Genomic DNA, 17,699 nt, shown 5'->3' with positions numbered 1-17,699 from the left:
TGGCGCGAAGTTCTCATCGTGATCTCCGGCCTCTTGGCCGCTTCTTCTGCAGTACTCTCGGCGGCGTCTGGCTCAACTGGCCTGCCTGCCCAAGGTCCGGCGTTCCACGTTGTGATGCTCTCAGGCATCTTCGCAGTAAGTTTTGGCGGACCATTCACCGAACTCGTCTTCCGGCTTGCCGCCAAGAATGATTCTGAGCTTAACAAAGAAGAGTCCGATCCATCTCCGCTTCGAGGCGGGCTATGGATCGGACTCTTGGAGCGAGCAGCTATTGTCAGCACATTATGGGCCGGCTGGCCAGAAGGCATCGCGGTCGTTCTGGCCATAAAGGGTCTCGGACGGTTCTCCGAATTGAAAGACCACCGCGCTGCCGAACAATTTATCTTGGGTACCTTCTCCAGCGGCCTGGTCGCTGCCGCATCGTACGGGCTAGGCCTTTTGCTGCTGTGATCGCTTGGCGATCAACAAGCTGATGCCACGTCGGCCTAGCAGGAACACTCCGAGAACAATCAAGGTGACGATGACGAACGAGATGGCCGCAGTTTTGCCCATCAGAAGTCTCAGCGCCATCCCGAGGACAACCGTGCCTAGCCAGACAAGTAAGCCTGTAGGCCAGATCTTATTAATCGTCAGCCAGGGGCGCGAGAGCACTGTCATGAGTACATAAGCAACGAGGAATGGAAGGGCGGTAACGAAAATTCCACCTATCCCAAGCCCGTGCTCGTGTTCCCTGCGACCCAGTAGGGCGAAAAGGATGATGAGGACTGCGTCTATAACTGCCAGCCACGGCCACTTGCTCAAACTTTGCTTCATGTACTCATGATAGAGAAGCAGACATAGAACTAATTGCGTCCAACGGGCCAAAGACTCTGTTGCTTCCAACACAGCTTCTTGGGGGAGCTTCCGAGACTTTGGCCCGCGAACTACCGTTATTAATAGCACCGATATTGGAGCGTGACGTTCTTGCCATCGTTCACGGAGTGGATGAACAGACAACAGATCTTGCTCTATTTGGTGTCCATCGCAGCCGGCAGCGCACTTGGCATCGCCCTGCCATCGCTAAGTGACCAGCTGGGCTTTCTCATCACTCCGTTCTTGGGCCTTTTGCTTTACATCACGTTCTTGAGCATGCCTCTGACCACGGCTCTTCAGGGTCTCAAGGATCTCAGATTCATCTTTGCCTTGATGGTCACCAACTTCATTGCCGTCCCAGCTCTGGTGTTCGCTTTGTCTAGATTACTCGTGGCTGGTCAAGCTGTTCTTATCGGAGTCGCGCTCGTTCTGCTAGCACCCTGTGTTGACTATGTCATTGTCTTTTCAGGTCTGGCTGGGGGAGCGAACCAGAAACTTCTTGCGGCAACTCCACTGCTGCTGGTGGTTCAAATGATGTTGATCCCCGTCTACATGTACTTCATTGCGGGGAAGTCACCGATGGAGATATTTTCACCCGAGCCGTTTATCGAAGCCCTGATACTGCTTATTCTCATCCCGTTGGCGCTTGCGTGGTCAACACAAGTGTTCGCCAAGAAGCATTCAGTTATCAGATACGTCTCCCACAGCGCAGAGTTGTGCATGGTTCCGGCCATGATGGGGACACTGTTTTGTGTCGTCGGCTCCCAGATCCATTCGGTATCGACACATTTCGAAGCACTGGTAGGAGCAGCAATCCTCTTCGGTGCCTTCGTACCGTTAGCGGCATTCTTCGCCTACATCGTTGGCAGATCCTATAGACTTCCTGCCCCGGCTCTGCGGGCGCTCGCCTTCAGTGGCGTTACACGCAATTCCTTGGTCGTGCTTCCCATTGCGTTGGCTTTGCCACCAGAGTTTTCGCTGGCATCGTCTGTTGTAGTCACACAGACCCTAGTGGAACTCTTGGCTATGCTCGTGATGATCAAGGCGATCCCCATCTTGATCAAATCGACGTCGACCTAACAGGCTGAACAGCTGACGAAATAGAAAACAACCTACCCGGAATCCTTGGGATTGACTGGATAGGTCGTTCACGAAACATTGCCCAGCTCAGTCCGTTACGTCTGGACCGCCCTGGAATAGTTCGAGCAGAATGCTTACCCGCGACCGCCAGGAGGACCCATGACGAGCATGGTCGAGAAGACAGCAACGATCACGACAAAGAGGGTAATCGATGTCAGCATCGGCCGGGCAACAAGCCAACGCATCGTCGAATCGGTCCATCGCTGATCGGCTGGATGGTCGCTAGCTTCCTTGCGCCAAGGGCCAACAAGCTTTCCCTTGCGCTCAAGCCACTTGTCAAAGGGGATCGTCAAGAACGGAATTACCGATGTCGCGGCCGCTCCAAGTATGAGTACCTTGCTCCAACGCTGATTCATTCCAACCAAAATGGCAGCCACGATGTAGGTCAGGAACACGAACCCATGGATGAACCCTGCGATGGAAACCGGCCAGTCGCCTACTTTGATTCCATATTTCAGAATCATCGCCACAATCAATAATGTCCAAGTGACAGCTTCTGCACGCGCGATCGTTCGGTAAAGGGAGCTTGGAGACATGTGTTGGAGTCAGTCCTTAAAAATTCGGGGGAGAGCGACTCAAATACGAGTCCATTCCAGCCTATCCGAGAACTTGCGGTAACTCGGTCGTTGACCTCATGCACGAAACGCCAGAGTAGACCCCCAGAAATGCGAGAACTGGCATGGGCATCAAATATGCCACAAACGATCCGTGCACAACGATTTTGAGAGGCAGCTGGCACACCACCAATTACCGACCTCACTAATTGGCGAATGCTCAAAGCCCAGAAAAGGCTCGAAGCGTCTGACATCTGTATCGCCGTCTTGGCCCAGTCGCTCGGGTTCGAATCCGAAAGTTCATGAAGTTCAATCCTCATACGGCAAGTTGGCGCATCGCCTTCCGGCTATCGACCAAGCAATACATAAGCCAGTGAACGGCCAGCCTTGGTAACGATCTACCATGCTTTGGTGCGCAAGGAAGGCACCAAATCAGCCAGTTGGGGAAGGGTCAGATCTCCACTACTTTACATAATGTAGATTATCGGCTTACTGATAATGGCTGCGGAAGCAGTCAGATCTGGTCACCAAGCATTAAGTTAAGTGGCATCAATCCTGACTGGCCACCGGGCCATCCTGGAGTTCCAGCCGATGGGCCGCAAAGTCCAGCATCTGCCGGATGAATTGGCGGGACAGCTCGTCGTGCATTGAATAGATTACGTGGCGTCCGGTCTTTTTCGTTTGCAGAACCCCAGCGGTTCTCATCCGCGCCAGCAGCTGACTAGCAACCGATGGGCTAACGCCAATCAACTGCGATAACTCGGACAGCGTCAGGTCATCGTCACACAAAGCCCAAAGCATCTGAAGGCGCAATGGGTCAGATAAGGTCTTGAGCACTACGACGGTCATATCCAGCAAATCACTCGATATGATTCCCGCTTGCGCCCTCGGGACGCCATATTCACTAGTCATCGCAATCACTTCCTGAACGACTTGCCCAACTCCGCAAACCACCGGTCGCCAATGGCCGGTTTGGTGAGTGTGTCCATTATGAACTCACCGGCAGCAAAAGCGATAGGTAGTCACAAAAATCACCAGGTTGGACCACTTGGCACTTAGCTTTGATATCACTCCCCTAAATAAATCATCCATTTGGAGTTGACTGATTCAAGAGCTGACTAGTCATTATTGAATCCAACTTGAATCTAACCAACCGGCTGAGTACGGATTTAGCGTTGATCTACAACCGCTTGAATTGGATGGCACACCGGAGAATGGCAAAATTTAGCTATGCCCACCCCGTCGTCACGTAAATTGGCTAGCAACGTCCTGGCCGGACAGATCCTGGATTCACTTTCCATGGATGGAATCAACGCCGATCCAACCCAGCAACAGCTCATCAACGTTCTAGGCGAATCACTCGGTGCATCTGCCCGCAACAGCCGACAAGGCGTATATATCTATGGACCACCGGGTCGCGGGAAAACTATCATCACCAATGCATTGATGACACATCTGCCGTCGTCGCGTACCCGCCGCTTTCATTTCCACGAGTTCTTTCACCAATTGAACTCCCCCAAAAACCGCGAACCAGGCCAGCCACTTGGTGCAATTTTTTCCCAAGGCCTCGAACGGGAACTAGCCGGCATCCAGGTACTCATCTTCGACGAATTCCACTGCACTGAACCTGGCGATGCCATGTTGATGGGAAAGCTGATCAAGTTCTGCCAACAGCACGAGATCCAATTAGTGACCACCTCCAACTATGAGCCTGAAAATCTGCTCGACGACGATACCTTTCACCACCTGGTCAAACCGATCATTGAGATAATTCGTCATGGCTTCGAGATCTTCAAGCTCGACCATGAGCAGGACTATCGTCTTATCAGCGGCTCGCCCAACGACGCGCAAGGCTTCGCCAAGGGCACGCTGAACCTGGTCCCCCGGACAATTCCTGTCACCGCGACAGAAACATGGATTGAAATCGGCTATGACCGCATCGGCCCAGCCCATCTGACCGACGGCTGCATCTGGATAACCTTCGACCAGATCTGCAGAACCCGGCGCAATACCGCTGACTACCTCGAACTTGCGACCCGCTATTCGCGATGGCACATCACTGAAATACCATCGAGTGAAACAATGCCAATGGACGAAGAACGTCGCCTGGCAAACCTCATTGACGTGTTCTATGACAAGGACGTCGAAGTTCATTTGTACGCAGAGGACGACTTAGCCGCCTTGGGGCACATGCTCCACGCCACCGAGAAGGCAAGATTGGCTTCGCGATTAGCACAGCTCACCCGCCACGATCTAGAACGGACCGCCGCTTCTCAATGAATCCCGAATACACCAACCACGAGATCCAAGAACTAGTTCTTTCAGTTTTAGCCACTGCGGATGAGAACCTGGTCGTTCCTATCGTTCAGCTTGGGCACCCGGTGCTTCGGCAACAGGCCATCGAATATACCGGGCAACTAGAAAAGCCGGTACTTGATCAATTGCTGGAGGCCATGCGTCAGACCATGTACGAGGCTCCAGGCGTGGGCCTGGCAGCGCCTCAAATCGGTATCCCGCTGCAGATCGCTGTGCTTGAGGACTTGTACCCGATTCCAGACTCCATCGCGGCCGAGCGCGAACGAGAACCCCTCGAATACTTGGAGATTTTCAATCCTGCCTACGCCAGCATCTCTGACCGTGAGGCAGTCTTTTACGAAGGCTGCCTGTCCTTCGATGGCTTCCAAGGAGTCGTGACACGTCCCGCTGACATCACGGCAACTTATGAGGATCGCGCAGGACAAAAACACACGCGCGAATTTAGCGGATGGCAGGCACGAATCGTCCAGCACGAAACGGACCATCTCAGCGGCACCGTATACGTCGACAAAGCTGAAACTCGTTCGCTCATTAGCGAGACCGAACTCTGGCGCCACGAAAGCATGGATGTCGCCACCGCGAAAAAGGTTCTGAACTTCTAATGCCTATGAGAAAAACAACGGTCATCTGCCCCGTCTGCGATCAACCTCTTGGGTACAAGGACGAGGCTAGTAAGACGCTTCTCTGCGATTCCGGGCATCGATTCGACGCCGCTAAGCAAGGGTACTTCAATTTTCTGACAGGCAAGGGAACCAACTTCCTGGAAGACACATCCGCCATGGTCCAGGCACGAGACGCGTTTCAATCCCGTGGCCACTACGCCCCTTTAGCAAGGAAGCTATCGGAACTTGTCCAGAGATACCACGCAGGAACTACATTGGACGTTCTCGATGCAGGTGCCGGGACCGGCTACTATCTCAAGGAAATCCTTGATCTCACGATGCCGGCGAGCCATGACGCTCTAGCACTGGATATTTCTCGATACGCCATGCGCCGTGCCGCAAAGCTGCCGAATACTGTTGCCCTTGTGTGGGACGTTTGGCGAAAACTGCCGACTGCCGACGCCTCACGGGATATCGTGCTGAATTGCTTCGCTCCGCACAATCCGTCCGAATTTCACCGGGTCCTGCGCCCGAGCGGCGCCTGCATCGTAGTTACCGGGGAACCAAATCACCTCAATGAGGTCATCGAACCGTTAGACATGCTCTCAGTTGCCGAAGGAAAATTGGCAGCCCTGCAAGAGAAGTTTGCCGCGGAAGACCTGATGCACATCGAGACTGAATACCTGACCTATCAAATGGAGTTGGGCTCCGAGGATCTTTACAACCTTGCTTTCATGGGCCCAGCGGGCCACCACCTCTCCCCCGAGACGCTTCGAGGCAAAGTGCAGTCCCTCGGCCAACAGCTTGTAACCGCATCCTTTGGAGTGCACGTATTCATCCCTAAGAGATAGAAAATACCCCTAATTGACTACGCCTATCCAGCCCCGGATACGGCAGAATATAGGAAAGGCCAAAGCTTCTGGCCCTTGTCCTATGAGAAATTAGGTGGATTCCATGACTACCGCGGAATGGATCATAAGTAACGCCTGGGTAATTTGGCTCGCGCTGTTCTTATTGTTGGCCATCATCGAGATGCTGTCACTCGACCTTTACTTCATCATGTTGGGCATCGGAGCTCTCGGAGGGGTCACGGTGGCCCTGCTAAATGGCCCATTGTGGTTGCAGGTAGTTGTCTTCTGCGTCGTCTCCCTGCTCATGATTCTGCTGGTTCGTCCCATTGCCGTCAGGCATCTGAAGAAATCCCCGGTAGGGTTCCGTTCGAATATTGAACGGCTGATCGGCGCTGATGCCTTGATCCTTGAACCTACTTCGCGGATTTCTGGTTCGGCCAAGATTCAAGGCGAAATATGGACGGTTCGTGCAGAGTCGAATGTTCCGACGATGCCACCAGGCACCTATGCTGTGGTTTCACGAATTGACGGAGCTACCGCCTACCTTTCCCCGAAACCCGAAGACCCAGCTGACAGCTGATAACTTCTCGACGTTAATTTTCATCACCCCGCACAATGAAAGTGAGTATGAACCATGAATTCAAATGGTTTTGGCGTAACTGTTGTGCTTGTCGTTCTGGCGATCTTCGTGATCGTCGTACTACTGCGCAGCGTGCGCATCGTGCCCCAGGCACGTGCAGGCATTGTTGAACGCCTCGGCAAGTACAATCGCACCTTGAATCCTGGCCTGACATTGTTGATCCCATTTGTGGATCGCTTGCTGCCATTGCTTGACCTGCGCGAACAGGTGGTTTCCTTCCCACCGCAGCCAGTCATCACCGAAGACAACCTGGTGGTCTCAATTGACACCGTTGTGTACTTCCAGATCACTGAGCCTCGTGCTGCAACCTACGAAATCGCCAACTACATCCAAGCTGTTGAGCAGCTGACCACGACCACCTTACGTAACGTCGTTGGTGGCCTGAACCTGGAAGAGGCTCTGACCAGCCGCGACCAGATCAACGGACAGCTTCGCGGTGTACTGGACGAGGCAACCGGCAAGTGGGGCATTCGCGTCTCCCGCGTTGAGCTGAAGGCCATCGATCCACCGCTGTCCATCCAGGACTCCATGGAGAAGCAGATGCGCGCCGAGCGTGACCGCCGTGCAGCCATCTTGACCGCTGAAGGTACGAAGCAGTCAGCTATTCTGACCGCCGAGGGCCAGCGCCAGGCAGAAATTTTGAAGGCTGAAGGTGACGCCCAGTCCTCGATCCTGCGAGCCGATGGTGAAGCTCAGGCTATCCAGAAGGTCTTCGACGCAATCCATGCCGGCCGTCCGGATCACGAGCTGCTGGCTTACCAGTACCTGCAGACACTGCCAAAGCTTGCTGAAGGAACTTCCAACACCCTTTGGGTGATCCCAAGTGAACTGACGGAAGCATTGAAGGGCATCGGCGGCGCATTGGGCGGCAATGGCTCCCCAGCGGCACCTCCGGCTCCGCCAGCTTCGCCTGCTCCAAGCAGCGACGTCCAGTAGAGACTGGTTTCATAACTAGATAACAGTTAGCGGCGAGGTGCAGGCCATGCACCTCGCCGCTAACGCGTATAATGGATGTTTTGGTACCTGAAGATTTCCAAACCGCTTGTTCGGTGGAATTATTATCCGGTGCCAAACGTTGGTACGTGTAGCGAATTCTTTTAACATCGCGGAGGGAAATCATGAGCGATCGCAGCCTACGAGGCATGCGCCTGGGTGCACAGAGCATGGAATCTGAGGCAGGTGTGGAGCCGGCTGCCCGTCAGCGCGTCGAATACCGTACCGAAGACGGCGAGACCGTCTTTGTTGTCTTTGCAGCCGAAGCTGAAATTCCAGCGGTCTGGCACACCAAGACCGGCAAGGAAGCCAAGCTCGTCCACGGCGAAGCCCAGGTGGAAGAAGCTAGCAACGAAAAGCCAGTTCGTACCCACTGGGACATGCTCCTTGAGCGTCGCAGCGAAGAAGAGCTGGAAAAGACTCTGGCTGACCGCCTGACGCAGTTGCGCGCTGCACGCGGGGAAGCTGTCTAGCACTCCCCCAATAAGCCGCTGGTAAGCCCAGTATCGGCTTAGAGGATTAAATGAGGCCTGGCTGCACAACTAATGGTTGTGCAGCCAGGCCTCACTTGCATGCGACAGATCCGAATAACCTCGTTAAACAGCGTTGGCACGTACCGGGACATGTCTCGGTACGTGCCAGCGCAGGAAATCTACTTCTTGGACGTCAGTTTCTTCCAGCGAGCACCCAAGCCCCAGCGAGTGACATTCCACATGGCTTCGAAGACGATATTTCCACTCATCTTCGAAGCGCCTAGCTCACGCTCAACAAACGTAACGGGCACTTCAACAATTTTCTTGCGTAGCATGGCCACGCGGAAGGTCATATCCACCTGGAAGCCGTAACCGCGCGACTCAACTGCATCAAAATCGATGGCTTCCAGCGTCTCGCGCTTGAAGGCGCGGTATCCAGCGGTGATGTCGCGCAATGGCAGACCAAGCATGGTACGGGAGTAGAAGCTGCCACCGCGAGAAATGATCTTTCGCAGCAATGGCCAGTTGACGACCTCGCCGCCCTTGACCCACCGCGAGCCGATTACCAGGTCGGCGCCGGCCTCGCTGGCTTCCAGAAGGCGTGGCAGCTGCTCTGGCATGTGCGAGCCGTCAGCATCCATTTCAACCAGGACGTCGTAATCCCGAGCCAAAGCCCACTCGAAGCCAGCAATATACGCGGCGCCCAAGCCGTCCTTGCCGGTGCGGTGCAGTACGTGGATGTTCGAATCATCAGCCGACATCTTGTCAGCCAGTTCGCCGGTGCCGTCTGGTGAATTGTCATCAACGATCAATACATCCGAATCCGGAACTGCGGACCGCAACCGCCCTACGGTTAGCGGGAGCGACTCCAGCTCGTTATAGGTCGGGATGATGGTAATGACGCGCACTCGGCGACACCTTTCTGGGTATGCAACATAAAAGTTCCTCCCGTCAATCAAAGCCTAGAAACCTAGAACCTTTGATGCGGGAAGAGATAGTCCAAACTCAAATTATAGTCATCAAATGTTCGCCAGGTCATTGAAGACACTGGATAAACTAACGATCCTCAGTGACTTCGGCCCTATTTTGCCCGCGAAAAGCACGCAAAATGTTATCTAAGGTCACTGAGGATCGTTGTTTGTATTGCGTCGTTTCGAACGCAATGCTTGTGCATCACGAAGAGGCGCTTACCTCAGCCTAGTGGGTAACCCACCTAGGCTGTCAACCATCTAATGACTTCAATCTTTATCTAGATGCCACTAGTCAGAGCGATCTTGACGAATATATCTAGGCAGAAGCCAATGGTTTCGCTTTAAGCTAATTGACCTGCTCAAGCTCGTCAAAGATGGTGATTCCGGCGCGAACGGTGCGCAAGCACTGCGGAATTTCCTCATCCACTACGGGCAGCATCGGAGTGCCAGCTCGAGCATCGGTGCTCCAAGAGCTGATGCGAACGTCCGGCGTCTGCACAGCAAGTTCAGAGGCAGTCCACACGGCGAACGTCGCCTGCGCCCCAATGGCCAACTGACCGGCCAGCGGATTCATCTCCCCCATGGCCCGGTAGGTCGAACGGGTCTGCGCCAGGAAGGCGGCGCGAGCGGAAATACGCGCCTGCGGATTGGACATGTTCATCGCCGCGCGAACTACCTCCCACCCGTCGACCTCGGTGACGGGCGCATCGGATCCGAGAACCATCGGCACACCTGCGGAAAGCATAGCCGAGAGGTTGTTCATTCCCTGCGCGCGATCGCCCAACCGCTGAGCATACATTCCGTTCGAACCGCCCCAAGCCTTATCGAATACCGGCTGCATCGACACGGTCACGGCGTACTGCAAGAGGCGTGAGCGGGTTGCTTCATCAACCATTTCCACATGCTCCAAGCGGTGGCGGCCCATCTGCACCTTGGACACGCCAATCTGCTCGGCGGCCAGATCGAATCCATCCAGCACAACATCCAAAGCGCCGTCGCCAATGACATGGAACGAGGCCTGGATTCCGCGGCTGCTGCACGCGACGAGGTGAGCTGCGATTTCTTCCCTGCCTAGGTACAGGGTGCCGCGTTCACCGGGGCGATCGCTGTACTCCTCGCGGAGGTAGGCGGTGTGGCTTCCGAGGGAGCCATCAACTTTCAGATCGCCGCCAAGGCCCAGGATCCGTCCAGCAGGGAATGAAGCGAAGAGCTCGTCGGCTGCCTCTGCGTCGTTCACCAGCTCGCCCCAGTAGGCGTAGACCTTGGGCAGCTTGGGCTGATCGTCGGCCAGAAGCTGGTCGAGGGCGGCCCGGCCTTCAAGCTGTGGCGCTGCCATTTCCACTACCGTGGCGAAGCCTCTCGAGGCATAGTGTTCCAAGGCCAGGCGCTGGAAGTCGTGATCCGCTTTCTGGGCCTTGGCCAGTGCGACGCGTACATCATCATGATCACTGCCGGAGACCAGGCCCGGCTTCAGATCTCCAAGACCCAGGAAGTCCAGCAGCTCCTGATTAACCAAGGCGCTGTGCACGTCTCGGCGGGACAGGTAGTAGGCTCTGCCGTCGGCAGCGCTGGTCAGGTCATGTTCTGCAGGAAGCTCGGCCTGTTCCCAGTTGGAATTATCCCAGCCCTGGGCCAGGACCACTTTGCTGGATTTCTGCCCCTGCGCTGCCACCAAGGAAAGCAGGGAACTGGCCGAGGTGGCTTTGCTCAGGTCTCCCCCGGCAAGGTTCCGGCCCAGCGCCGCAAGGTGGGTATGCGACTCGACAAATGCCGGTGTCACCAACCCGCCACGCAAATCAATCACCTGATCTGCGGTCTCGGCGTGTCGATCAGCGGCATCCTCACCGCCCAACCAGGAAATCGTATCGCCATCTACAACCATGGCGGTCGCAAACGGATCTGCGGCGGAATAAACTGCCCCGTTTCGGTACAGTGTTTTTGCCATCAGCGTGCTCCCTTTTCTCGTGCACCGATTAATAAGTATTGCTCTGAGCCTCGACGCAAAAGGTCAGGCCAGGACGTTCGAGTAGGCCACGACCCCGCGTTTGACCTGGTCGACCGCCTTATAGGCATTGCGCACCAGCATGGGCGGAAGTTCGGAATTCTTGGCGAACTGGTCCAAGGTGTCGATGACCTGTTTGGCCCAGCGAACGAAGTCGCCCGGTGCCATATCCGTGCCGCGAAGTGCGCTGTTCAGGCTCGACCCGCGAGCCCACTTGTACATTGGCCAGATCAGGCCAGATTCAGGCGGCGCGGTGGGATCAAGGTTCAGGGCCTCTTCAGCGTCTGAAAGGGCACCCCAGATCTTGATAGTAGTGTTCCAGATGTCGGCGACCTTATCGGTGGGCATCTTCGGATCAGGACGATCGCCATCGCGGCGGGCCTGGTAAACCAAGCTGGCTACGACGGCGCACAATTCCTCCGCATTGAGCTTGCTGAGTTTACCGGTCTCCAGAATCTGGCTCGTAAGAAGGTCGCGCTCCCCATAGATCCTGCGCAGGCGCCTGCCGGAGTCAGTCAGAGCGAAGTCATCGCCCTCGCCAGAAGGCACCAAGTATTCGAATTGCTCTAGGACCTTGCAGACCTTGTCGAACTGCGTGGCGATGGTATTGGTGCGACCGCGTATGGCGCGTCGCGCCTTATCGGTGTCCTTCTTCAGCTTCCAGTACCGATCGGCCCAGCGCATATGCTGGTCCTTTTCGGAACAGGCATGGCACGGGTGGTCCTTGAGTTCCAATCGCATCTGGGCGATTTCACGCTCAAATGAATCCGCGCCTTCGTAATTGAAGCTCTGCGCATCCTGGCGTGGCGGACGCTGATCATAGATGGCGTTACGCAGCGATGAGGCCAAATCCCTGCGTTCCTTCGGCGCCCGGCCAGTGAACCCCTTGGGGATTCTGATCCGCGAAACAATTTCCACCGGCCCGTTGAGGTCGTCAGCTGACAACCGGCGCAGCTGGCCTTCCTCGGTCAAGACGGTATGGCGCGGGTTGTACATGGCGGTATCGAGCTCAACGACGACAGCGCGGCCGAAACGGCGTCCGCCGGGAAGGTCGACGACATCGCCACGGATGACTGCCTGCAGTGAGCGTTCTGCGGCCGAGCGGCGTTCAGTGCGTCGGCTCTTGGCCGCATTCTTCTCCAACGCGGACAGATTGCGCTGCAGCTTGAGGTACTCGGTGAAATCCCCCAGATGGCATTGCATGGACTTCGCGTAGCCGGCCAGGGATTCCTCCTTGGACCGCACCTGCCGTGCCATGCCGACCACTGAACGGTCGGCCTGATACTGTGCAAACGAGGATTCGAGGATTTGGCGAGTCTGCTCGCGGCCAAATTGGGCCAGCAAGTTGGTCGACATGTTGTAGGTCGGCCGGAAGGAAGAGTTCAGCGGGTACGTACGCTTGGAGGCAAGGCCAGCTAACGCTTCTGGCTCGAGCTCCGGGTTCCACACGACAATGGAGTGCCCTTCCACGTCGATGCCACGACGTCCGGCGCGACCAGTCAGCTGGGTGTATTCGCCGGAAGAGATCTGTACATGCGACTCGCCGTTGAACTTGACGAGTTTTTCCAGCACGACAGAGCGTGCTGGCATGTTGACGCCCAGCGCCAGTGTCTCGGTAGCAAAAACGACTTTGATCAGGTTCCGCGCGAACAGATCTTCGACGATCTCTTTGAAGATCGGCAGAAGTCCGGCATGATGCGAGGCGAATCCTCGAATCAGCCCGTCGCGCCAGGCCCAGAACTCCAGTACGTCCAGATCCTCGCTGGGAATCCGATAGGAGACTTCGTCCAGTGCCTGCGCAATTTCGGCGGCTTCCTCATTGGTGGTCAATCGGAGATCAGCCATGGCGCACTGCTGGACAGCCATGTCGCAGCCCTTGCGGGAGAAGATGAAGAAGATGGCAGGAAGCAAGCCCGCGCGGTCCAGCTTGCCGATCACCGACGGCCGATTGACCCGTTCGCCGAACCCGGACCCTCGCTGAGGCCCGCGGCTGCCCTTGCCTCGTCCACGCTGGACGCGACCGCCTGCATTGTGGGTGCGAACGAGCTTGCGCAACTCGGGATTGACACTGGCTTTTGAATCGCCTTCGGCCACCTTGTCGAAAGCGACGTCCTCTGCAAAGAGGTCAACGACGTTTGGGCCCACCATCACGTGCTGGAAAAGCGGCACAGGACGATGCTCGGAGACGATGATGTCGGTCTGGCCGCGTACGGTGTCGAGCCAACCGCCGAACTCTTCAGCGTTGGAAACGGTAGCCGAGAGGGAAATGATCTGGACGTTGGACGGCAGGTGGATGATGACTTCTTCCCACACTGCTCCACGGAACTTGTCGGCGAGGTAGTGGACTTCATCCATGATGACGTAGCCGAGCCCATCAAGGGTTTGTGAATCCGCGTAAAGCATATTCCGCAAGACCTCGGTGGTCATCACGACGATCTGCGCTTCAGAGTTTATCGACGTGTCACCGGTCAGCAGGCCAACGCTCTTGGCACCGTAGCGGTTAACCAGTTCCGAGTACTTCTGATTGCTCAGCGCCTTGATCGGAGTGGTGTAGAAAGCTTTCCGGTTCTCGCGCAGCGCCTGGAAGATCGCGAATTCGCCAACAACTGTTTTTCCGGCGCCCGTAGGCGCCGCGACAAGAACGCTATGCCCTTCGGTGACTTTTTTACAAGCCTCCGCCTGGAATGGGTCCAGATCGAAGGAGATACTTGCACGGAAATCAGGAAGCGCAGTGCCGTGTTCGACCTGTCGTGCCTTGGAATTCGCGTAGCTTTCCGCGGGTGAAGTCACTTGTGGTCGTTCGCTTTCTTGACGGTAATCTACAGCTGTGAATTAGGTTCGTCGATTGTGCCCGGAGCATCAATCGTCGTCGACTCGCCACTGGCTAGTCGTTCGTTTTCGGCGTCCTGCACAGCTTGCTTCTTGGCGCGTTTCTTGTCATTGAAGTAGCAGAAGACTGTGGCGGCAGCGAAGGTCAGGAACAGAGGACCGGCCAACGCAAACATCGTAATCGCGTCACCACCAGGTGCAGCCATTGCAGCCACAACCGCAATGAGGAAGACGGTGATTCGCCAGTTCTTCAAAATCACCTTGGCAGGCAGCACGCCCACCATGTTCAGTCCAACCATCAGCACCGGCACGAGCATGGCCAAGCCGAATGCGAGCAGCAACCGGATGATGAACGGCAGATACTCGTTGATGTTGATCAGGTTCTCGGAATTTTCCGGGGCCAAGCTGATGAAGAACTGCAGGGCAAATGGCAACACAAAGTAAGCCATGGCGACGCCGCCAATAAACAGCGGAACGGAAACAGCAACGAAGCTATAGCTGAGCCGACGTTCATTCTTCTTCAGCCCTGGGACAATAAATGCCCACAACTGATAGAGCCACACAGGGGACGAAACGAGAATTCCGACAAATAGCGCGACCTTGATCATGATGTCGAATGGCGACATCACTGCCGTGAAGTTCACCGATCCGCCAGCTGCCTGGACTGGAGCAATGATCAGCTCCAGCAACCAGTCATAGAGGAAGAAACCGGCGACAGTTCCCAGAGTCAACGCTATGAGCGATTTGAACAGTCGGTTTCGAGCTTCAATCAGATGCTCTTTAAGAGACATCCGACCTTCGTCGTCTTTGACCCGCTTTTTCTTATTGCGCGGTGTCTTGTCTTTATTTGTTGCCACAGAAGAGGTTACGAGTTGTTCTTTTCGTTAGGATTCGGTTCATTGACTGTGCCATCAACAGTCTCCGATTTAGGATCGTCATCCTTCATCTGGCGTACTTCAGACTTGAAAATACGCAACGACTGGCCCATCGAACGAGCCAGGCCTGGAAGCTTTGGTGCACCGAAAAGCAACAGTGCCAATACGATAATGATGACTAGATGCCATCCCTGCAAACCACCCATGTGATTTCCCTTCTCTCTATCTAAAGTCTACGTCAGAACAGGCGAAGATCACGCATGTTTTGAGCTTGGCCGCGTTCGGAGCGACGTGCAATTCTGCGCAAGCGACGCGCTTCGATGCGTTCTGCTTTCCCCTTGTCGCGCAATTTGCGAATCTTCTCGGGATCGGCGTGCGTTGCATCGGTCCCGTGAGGGTAGCGACGCGGGTTCTGCGCGTATTCCACGACGGTTCCCGGCTGGCTCAGGCCGGCACTGATGTGGTCCGCGGCATCGCCTAGACCCTCAACTACTGCCATCCCCCGCTTGAACAAGCGGAATCCGGCAAGCACAGCTACAAGCAACGTCGCCAATACGAGCACGGTCCATAACAAGACCCAAAACCACCAAGGAAGCATCTACTAATCCTCATACATTCGGATAGCCTCGTCCAACCACAGCGCAACTTGTTCGCGCGTAGCGTCAGGACTGACCACAGCCAGTTTACCGCTATGCCGAGCTACCAATGGCGCTGCCACTTGATGGTCTGAGAAACGTACCGTAGCCAAATAGCCGCCATCCACTTTTCCAGTTGACCAAGATGTCGGATGGAATGCCTCGACTACAGGCAAGAACTCGGCATCCACGTACAGGACAACCTCAAGATCGTCCGAACTGGACTCGTATCGAATCTGGACATCTTGCTGGTCCTCATGCCTGTGCGCGGGAACAAAATGTTCATCAAGCGTTTCCGCACTTAAAATTCGATCGACACGGAATGTCAGCATATTTTCCCGTTTTCGGCACCAAGCGCGAAGGTACTGAATTGAGCCGTCTTCGATCATCCGGACAGGTTCTATATCGCGCAGCTGATGGGTCCGGGAACTTGCAGAGTAGTAATCGATGCGTACAACTTCATGCTGCCGAACCGCCTGGACCAGCTGGCGCGGGATGTCGCTCTCGCGAGCCTTGGACAGCGCAAACCCCAGGGCCCCATTCCACCCTTCAAAGCGAGCCACGGCCGAGTTCACCTTGGCCAGGGCTGAATTGAGGACGTCTTGATGCTCGAACTCGGGAATGCTCGCCAACGCGTTCAGGCCGCCCAGGACTGCGACCGCCTCCAGCGGGGCAAGCTTCTGGGGTTCGGCCAAGAGAGCCGCATTGGAGATGGTGACCGTATCGGATTCAAGATCGCCGTCATTGACGTTGATCAGCTCGTCATGCTGCCCGTTCGGCACGCCGCACATCATGATCATGGCCAGCTCCTCGCGGACCTTGGACACGCTCATGGAATAGCGTTCTGCTAGCTCCTGGATCTCCACCGCGCCATGCGCCACGACATATTGGATCATGTCGATGTTGCGCATCACCTGTGTGGTTGTGGTTCCACGGCCTGTAGCCCTGCTCGGGCGGAATTTGACCTGCGCATAGTGCTCTAGATCGTGCTGGGCAAGTTGCGCGGTCTTGGCGTCAATCAGCAGGCGGCGAACCTGATCCGCCAAATCGGCGGGCTCCAGGACCTGCACAGCTGGCCCGTAGGCAGCGAGCTCCGCAGCGAAGGAGTGCGGGTCCGAATAACCGATTTGGAGTTCGGCGTTCGAGCTTCTTCCGTTCAGCGATTGGGCTCGCAACGGAATGGCTTCGTCGCTGTGCAGCTTGACGGTGGCGATATATCCGGGGTGCTTGAGATCAAAGTCCAAGAGCACCTGGTTCATCTGGAAGTTTTCCGGGCGCGGGTGGTAAACGCTGTCGGTGCTGTTATGGCGATGGTTGCTGAACTTGCCCTGTACGCGCGAGAGGCGGAAGACCCGGGAATCATTGCGGGTGTGGTCGTATCCGGTGAAGTACCAGTTGCCGTAACGCTGCCCAATCCCCCACACATCAACGGTGCGTTCGGTTTTTGAGCCCTGTGACGAAACATATGTGAACTTCAAGGCTTTGCGGTTGAAAACTGCCAGCGCGCAGTCCCGAAAGTTCGGCTCATCCATGGACAGCCGCGGAACCAGGGAGCCTGCCAACAGCGAAACCGGTGACACTGAATCGGCGTGTCCCGTGACGCGCGCTGCCGCGTTCAGGCCCAAGGACTGGAGCTTCGTGTCCTTCCACAAACTGGCAGCCAAGGCGACCACGCCGGCCTCAGAAGGGCTGAACGTGACCGGCGGCAGGAACCAGTCGGTCGTGTCGATGCTGTAGTAAGGAACACCGTCGATGGTTTCCTTGTCCAGCTGCAATCCGAAGTCATTTCGAATGTCATCTTTGAGACGATCAAGCGCTTTTTCACGGGTATCGGCAGAACCGTCTGGAACAAGATATTCGCCGATCAGCTCGGCGTTGAACTTCCGTGATTTGGTTGCCAATGCATAGATCAGGCTGGTTAGGCGTTCTGCTTTGCTAGGGCCACTGGATTGCTTTATGCTCACGT

18 protein-coding genes are annotated in these 17,699 nt (G+C 55.7%); 8 read left to right on the top strand and 10 right to left on the bottom strand.

From position 1 onward, the window contains the following. Positions 1-18: 18 nt before the first annotated feature. Positions 19-450, top strand: a complete 432-nt coding sequence (locus tag D3791_RS16295; RefSeq protein ID WP_172512827.1) for a hypothetical protein — start codon at positions 19-21, stop codon at positions 448-450. Here D3791_RS16295 and D3791_RS16290 read toward each other — a convergent pair. After that, a complete protein-coding gene (locus D3791_RS16290) occupies positions 430-885 on the bottom strand; it encodes a DUF3054 domain-containing protein (protein ID WP_246242229.1) in 456 nt (151 codons plus the stop codon). The genes D3791_RS16295 and D3791_RS16290 overlap by 21 nt on opposite strands. A gap of 99 nt (positions 886-984) precedes the next feature. Here D3791_RS16290 and D3791_RS16285 point away from each other — a divergent pair, with 99 nt between their 5' ends. Beyond that, on the top strand, positions 985-1,932 hold the full coding sequence (locus D3791_RS16285) for an arsenic resistance protein (protein WP_172512826.1): 948 nt from the start codon (positions 985-987) through the stop codon (positions 1,930-1,932). A 134-nt stretch (positions 1,933-2,066) separates the two neighbouring features. Here the strand turns inward: D3791_RS16285 and D3791_RS16280 are convergent, their stop codons facing one another. Together D3791_RS16280 and D3791_RS16275 are read right to left on the bottom strand one after the other, a co-directional pair. After that, positions 2,067-2,528 (bottom strand): DUF3817 domain-containing protein, encoded by a 462-nt coding sequence (locus tag D3791_RS16280; RefSeq protein ID WP_172512825.1) that lies wholly within the window; start codon positions 2,526-2,528, stop codon positions 2,067-2,069. A 567-nt stretch (positions 2,529-3,095) separates the two neighbouring features. After that, positions 3,096-3,458, bottom strand: coding sequence for an ArsR/SmtB family transcription factor (locus tag D3791_RS16275; protein WP_172512824.1), 363 nt, complete (start codon positions 3,456-3,458; stop codon positions 3,096-3,098). Positions 3,459-3,776: 318 nt separating this feature from the next. Between D3791_RS16275 and zapE the strand changes: the two genes are divergently transcribed. The 6 genes from zapE (at position 3,777) to D3791_RS16245 (ending at position 8,421) form a co-directional block, all read left to right on the top strand. Next, positions 3,777-4,826 (top strand): cell division protein ZapE, encoded by a 1,050-nt coding sequence (zapE, locus tag D3791_RS16270; protein WP_172512823.1) that lies wholly within the window; start codon positions 3,777-3,779, stop codon positions 4,824-4,826. Continuing rightward, entirely contained in the window at positions 4,823-5,464 is a 642-nt protein-coding gene (gene def / locus D3791_RS16265; protein ID WP_172512822.1) for a peptide deformylase, read from the top strand. Before zapE ends, def begins: the two co-directional genes overlap by 4 nt. Continuing rightward, the gene (locus D3791_RS16260; RefSeq protein ID WP_022875124.1) at positions 5,464-6,315 is read left to right on the top strand and encodes a putative RNA methyltransferase; all 852 of its coding nucleotides are present in this window, start codon (positions 5,464-5,466) and stop codon (positions 6,313-6,315) included. The genes def and D3791_RS16260 overlap by 1 nt, the downstream gene beginning before the upstream one ends. A 103-nt stretch (positions 6,316-6,418) precedes the next feature. After that, positions 6,419-6,895 (top strand): NfeD family protein, encoded by a 477-nt coding sequence (locus D3791_RS16255; RefSeq protein ID WP_172512821.1) that lies wholly within the window; start codon positions 6,419-6,421, stop codon positions 6,893-6,895. 54 nt (positions 6,896-6,949) lie between these two features. Further along, the gene (locus tag D3791_RS16250; RefSeq protein ID WP_022875122.1) at positions 6,950-7,891 is read left to right on the top strand and encodes an SPFH domain-containing protein; all 942 of its coding nucleotides are present in this window, start codon (positions 6,950-6,952) and stop codon (positions 7,889-7,891) included. A gap of 182 nt (positions 7,892-8,073) precedes the next feature. After that, complete coding sequence (locus tag D3791_RS16245) at positions 8,074-8,421, top strand: RNA polymerase-binding protein RbpA (protein ID WP_022875121.1); 348 nt, start codon at positions 8,074-8,076, stop codon at positions 8,419-8,421. A gap of 179 nt (positions 8,422-8,600) precedes the next feature. Here the strand turns inward: D3791_RS16245 and D3791_RS16240 are convergent, their stop codons facing one another. The 7 genes from D3791_RS16240 to D3791_RS16210 form a co-directional block, all read right to left on the bottom strand. Next, on the bottom strand, positions 8,601-9,329 hold the full coding sequence (locus tag D3791_RS16240) for a polyprenol monophosphomannose synthase (protein WP_022875120.1): 729 nt from the start codon (positions 9,327-9,329) through the stop codon (positions 8,601-8,603). Between the two features lie 409 nt (positions 9,330-9,738). After that, positions 9,739-11,337 carry an amidohydrolase gene (locus D3791_RS16235; RefSeq protein ID WP_172512820.1) on the bottom strand — a complete coding sequence of 533 codons (1,599 nt, stop codon included), beginning with the start codon at positions 11,335-11,337 and terminating at the stop codon, positions 9,739-9,741. A 63-nt stretch (positions 11,338-11,400) separates the two neighbouring features. Continuing rightward, positions 11,401-14,184 (bottom strand): DEAD/DEAH box helicase, encoded by a 2,784-nt coding sequence (locus D3791_RS16230; RefSeq protein ID WP_172512819.1) that lies wholly within the window; start codon positions 14,182-14,184, stop codon positions 11,401-11,403. Positions 14,185-14,213: 29 nt separating this feature from the next. Next, entirely contained in the window at positions 14,214-15,014 is an 801-nt protein-coding gene (gene tatC / locus D3791_RS16225; protein ID WP_052165213.1) for a twin-arginine translocase subunit TatC, read from the bottom strand. Between the two features lie 74 nt (positions 15,015-15,088). Beyond that, complete coding sequence (gene tatA, locus D3791_RS16220; RefSeq protein WP_022875116.1) at positions 15,089-15,304, bottom strand: Sec-independent protein translocase subunit TatA; 216 nt, start codon at positions 15,302-15,304, stop codon at positions 15,089-15,091. Between the two features lie 32 nt (positions 15,305-15,336). Further along, positions 15,337-15,696: a hypothetical protein gene (locus D3791_RS16215; RefSeq protein WP_172512818.1), complete on the bottom strand. Its 360-nt coding sequence runs from the start codon at positions 15,694-15,696 to the stop codon at positions 15,337-15,339. Positions 15,697-15,699: 3 nt separating this feature from the next. Then, positions 15,700-17,697, bottom strand: coding sequence for a helix-turn-helix transcriptional regulator (locus tag D3791_RS16210; RefSeq protein WP_172512817.1), 1,998 nt, complete (start codon positions 17,695-17,697; stop codon positions 15,700-15,702). Positions 17,698-17,699 lie beyond the last annotated feature (2 nt).

It is taken from the genome of Glutamicibacter mishrai, from assembly GCF_012221945.1.
GTDB classification, from domain to species: Bacteria; Actinomycetota; Actinomycetes; order Actinomycetales; family Micrococcaceae; genus Glutamicibacter; species Glutamicibacter mishrai.
Note: the sequence above shows the minus strand (reverse complement) of the source record. Positions and strands in the feature narration are given on the sequence as shown.

Bases quoted from the DNA above. Each gene is read 5' to 3' on its own strand.
- def (WP_172512822.1), top strand. From the start codon at position 4,823: ATGAATCCCGAATACACCAACCACGAGATCCAAGAACTAGTTCTTTCA.
- zapE (WP_172512823.1), top strand. From the start codon at position 3,777: ATGCCCACCCCGTCGTCACGTAAATTGGCTAGCAACGTCCTGGCCGGA.
- D3791_RS16215 (WP_172512818.1), bottom strand. From the start codon at position 15,696: ATGCTTCCTTGGTGGTTTTGGGTCTTGTTATGGACCGTGCTCGTATTG.
- D3791_RS16280 (WP_172512825.1), bottom strand. From the start codon at position 2,528: ATGTCTCCAAGCTCCCTTTACCGAACGATCGCGCGTGCAGAAGCTGTC.
- D3791_RS16260 (WP_022875124.1), top strand. From the start codon at position 5,464: ATGCCTATGAGAAAAACAACGGTCATCTGCCCCGTCTGCGATCAACCT.
- D3791_RS16255 (WP_172512821.1), top strand. From the start codon at position 6,419: ATGACTACCGCGGAATGGATCATAAGTAACGCCTGGGTAATTTGGCTC.
- D3791_RS16285 (WP_172512826.1), top strand. From the start codon at position 985: ATGAACAGACAACAGATCTTGCTCTATTTGGTGTCCATCGCAGCCGGC.
- D3791_RS16250 (WP_022875122.1), top strand. From the start codon at position 6,950: ATGAATTCAAATGGTTTTGGCGTAACTGTTGTGCTTGTCGTTCTGGCG.
- tatA (WP_022875116.1), bottom strand. From the start codon at position 15,304: ATGGGTGGTTTGCAGGGATGGCATCTAGTCATCATTATCGTATTGGCA.
- D3791_RS16235 (WP_172512820.1), bottom strand. From the start codon at position 11,337: ATGGCAAAAACACTGTACCGAAACGGGGCAGTTTATTCCGCCGCAGAT.
- D3791_RS16245 (WP_022875121.1), top strand. From the start codon at position 8,074: ATGAGCGATCGCAGCCTACGAGGCATGCGCCTGGGTGCACAGAGCATG.
- D3791_RS16275 (WP_172512824.1), bottom strand. From the start codon at position 3,458: ATGACTAGTGAATATGGCGTCCCGAGGGCGCAAGCGGGAATCATATCG.
- tatC (WP_052165213.1), bottom strand. From the start codon at position 15,014: ATGTCTCTTAAAGAGCATCTGATTGAAGCTCGAAACCGACTGTTCAAA.